This is a genomic window from Williamsia sp. (assembly GCF_016462415.1).
In the GTDB taxonomy this organism is placed as follows: Bacteria; Actinomycetota; Actinomycetes; order Mycobacteriales; family Mycobacteriaceae; genus Williamsia_A.
Genome location: NZ_JAEMTF010000042.1, coordinates 1 through 3,210, shown reverse-complemented (window position 1 = coordinate 3,210; position 3,210 = coordinate 1). Strand labels below are relative to the sequence as shown.

The following is a 3,210-nucleotide window of genomic DNA, read 5'->3' as shown; positions in this document are numbered from 1 at the left end:
TGCGGACGACGAGTGGGCGTTCAGACCTTGCGGGGCAGCGTCAACAGGTTCACGACGCTGACGACGATCAGCAGGATCGCGCCGAAGGTGATGAACGTGCCGATGGCGAGTCCCGGCAGGGTGATCACGACGATGCCGGCGATGATCGAGATGGCGCCCGACAGCACCAGGACCCAGCGCGGCACATTGTGCGTTCCCGCGCGATCCGACATCAGGTCGTGGACACCCTGGAAGATCCAGCCGACACCGATCACGATCGCGAGCAGCACGAGCGACTCGGCCGGATCGAACAGGCAGAGCACGCCAGCGATCAGGATGATCGCGCCGACGACGCCGAAGACCACGCGCAGGCCGGTCGGCAGGCCCTTGGCGGAGAACGCGATCGACAACCGGTAGGCGCCGGTGAGGATGAGCGAGATACCGAACAGCACCGCGACGACCAGCAGGGTCGGGCCGGGCCACACCAGGGCGATGATGCCGAGCACGATGCCCAGCACCGATGTGGAGATGAGGCCGGCGCGGACCGCGTTACGGATCTGGTCGGGAAAGTGCGGCGAGGTGGTGGGCGTGGTCATGTCGCGAGCCTAGCGCTGTCGGTCGGCCCGGCCCAGACCGTTCTGCCGCCCACTCGGCGTCCGCAACCGCCCACTCGGCGTCCGCAACCGCCCAGTCGGCGTCCGCAACGGCCCACTCGACGGGTCAGGCGTCGGTGCGGTCCCCGACCGCGACAACCGCGATCAGGTCGCCACCCTCGACCTGCGTCACGCCGCTGATCGCGACCCGGGTGATCGTTCCCGCACGGGGCGCGGTGATCGCGGCCTCCATCTTCATGGCCTCGATGGTCGCGATCGTCGCACCGGCCTCGACGCTGTCGCCGTCACCGACCACGAGCGTCACCACACCGGAGAAGGGCGCGCCGACGTGCGACGGATCGGTGCGGTCGGCCTTCTCCAGGGTCGGGACGTCGGCGGTGATCGATCGGTCGCGCACCGACACCGGACGCAGCTGCCCGTTGAGGATGCACATGACCGTGCGCATACCGGCCTCGTCGGGTTCGGAGATTGCCTCGAGCCCGATCAACAACTCGACGCCGCGTTCGAGCGACACCCGGTGCTCGTCGCCCTGGCGCAGGCCGTAGAAGAACTGGTTGGCCGACAGCGACGAGGTGTCGCCGTACTGCTCGCGGTGCGCGAGGAACTCCGACGTAGGGCCGGGGAACAGCAGCCGGTTCAACGTCGCGCGGCGGGCCGAGGAGTCGGCGCCGAGCAGCTGGGTGTCGTGTTCGGAGAGTTCGACCACCGGGCGTGCCGTCCCGCGGCCCTCCAGCGCCTTGGTGCGGAACGGTTCCGGCCATCCGCCGGCCGGCGTGCCGAGCTCGCCGCGCAGGAACCCGATCACCGAGTCGGGGATGTCGAATCGGCCCGGGTCGGCGGCGAACTCGTCCACCGACACCCCGGCGCCGACGAGATGGAGCGCGAGGTCGCCGACGACCTTCGACGACGGGGTGACCTTGATGACCCGACCGAGGAGACGGTCGGCGTCGGCGTAGGCCTGCTCGACCAACTCGAACTTGTCACCGAGCCCCAACGCGATGGCCTGCTGGCGCAGGTTCGACAGCTGCCCACCGGGGATCTCGTGGGTGTAGACGCGACCGGTCGGCGACGGCAGCCCGGACTCGAACGGCGCGTACACCTTGCGCAGCGCCTCCCAGTACGGCTCGAGATCGCAGACGTTCTCCAGGTTCAACCCGGTGTCACGCTCGGTGTGTGCGGCCGCGGCGACGATGGCCGACAGCGCAGGCTGAGAGGTGGTGCCCGCCATGGCCGCACTGGCACCGTCGACCGCGTCGGCGCCCGCCTGCCACGCCGCGAGGTAGGTGGCGAGCTGACCGCCGGGGGTGTCGTGGGTGTGCACGTGCACCGGCAGGTCGAACCGGGATCGCAACGCCGACACCAATGTCGTGGCCGCGGGCGCACGCAGCAGTCCGGCCATGTCCTTGATGGCCAGGATGTGCGCGCCCGCCTCCACTGCCTGCTCGGCCAGACGCAGGTAGTAGTCGAGGGTGTAGAGCGTCTCGTTCGGGTTCGACAGGTCGCCGGTGTAGCTCATCGCCACCTCGGCGACCGCGGTACCGGTGTCGCGGACGGCGTCGATGGCCGGCCGCATCTGCTCGATGTTGTTGAGCGCGTCGAAGATACGGAAGATGTCGACACCGGTCGCCGCGGCCTCGGAGACGAACGCCGCGGCGACGGTGTCCGGGTACGGGGTGTAGCCGACGGTGTTACGGCCGCGCAGCAGCATCTGCAGACAGATGTTGGGCACCGCCTCCCGCAGCGCGGCGAGCCGCTCCCACGGGTCCTCGTGCAGGAAGCGCAGCGCGACATCGTAGGTCGCGCCACCCCACGCCTCGATCGAGAGCAGTTCCGGCGTCAGATGCGCGACGTGACCGGCGACCCCGAGCAGGCCCGAGGTCCGTACCCGCGTCGCGAGCAGCGACTGGTGCGCGTCGCGGAAGGTGGTGTCGGTGACGGCCAGCGCGGACTGCTCACGCAGGGCACGTGCGAACCCCTCCGGGCCGAGCTGCGTCAGACGCTGCTTGCTGCCCGCGGGCGGCGCCACGGTCAGGTCGATCTCGGGCAGCTTGTCGCGCGGGTACACCGACGACGGACGCTCGCCGTGCGGCTTGTTCACCGTCACATCGGCGAGGTAGGTGAGGATCTTCGTGCCGCGGTCGCCGGACGCGTGCGCGGTCAGCAGCTGCGGACGGTCCTCGATGAACGACGTCGTCACCTTGCCCGCGCGGAAGTCCGCATCGTCGAGCACACCCTGCAGGAACGGGATGTTGGTGGACACACCGCGAATACGGAACTCCGCCAACGCACGTCGCGCCCGCGCCACCGCCATGTCGAAGGTACGTCCGCGACACGTCAACTTGACCAGCATCGAGTCGAAGTAGGCCGAGACCTCGGCGCCCAGGGTGGTTCCACCGTCGAGTCGGATACCCGCGCCACCGGGGGTGCGGTAGGCGGTGATGCGACCGGTGTCGGGACGGAACCCGTTGGCCGGGTCCTCGGTGGTGATGCGGCACTGCAACGCCGCACCCCGGATGCGGATGTCCTCCTGACGCAGGCCGAGGTCCTCGAGCGACTCCCCCGCCGCGATCCGCAGCTGCGACTGCACCAGGTCGACGTCGGTGATCTCCTCGGTCAC

2 protein-coding genes are annotated in these 3,210 nt (G+C 69.6%); both read right to left on the bottom strand.

Annotated elements, in window-relative coordinates:
* Positions 1-20: 20 nt before the first annotated feature.
* Positions 21-575, bottom strand: a complete 555-nt coding sequence (locus JHC79_RS12060; protein WP_296391024.1) for a DUF308 domain-containing protein — start codon at positions 573-575, stop codon at positions 21-23.
* A gap of 124 nt (positions 576-699) precedes the next feature.
* A partial coding sequence (locus JHC79_RS12055) for a pyruvate carboxylase (protein WP_296391021.1) occupies positions 700-3,210 on the bottom strand: 2,511 nt, incomplete at its 5' end.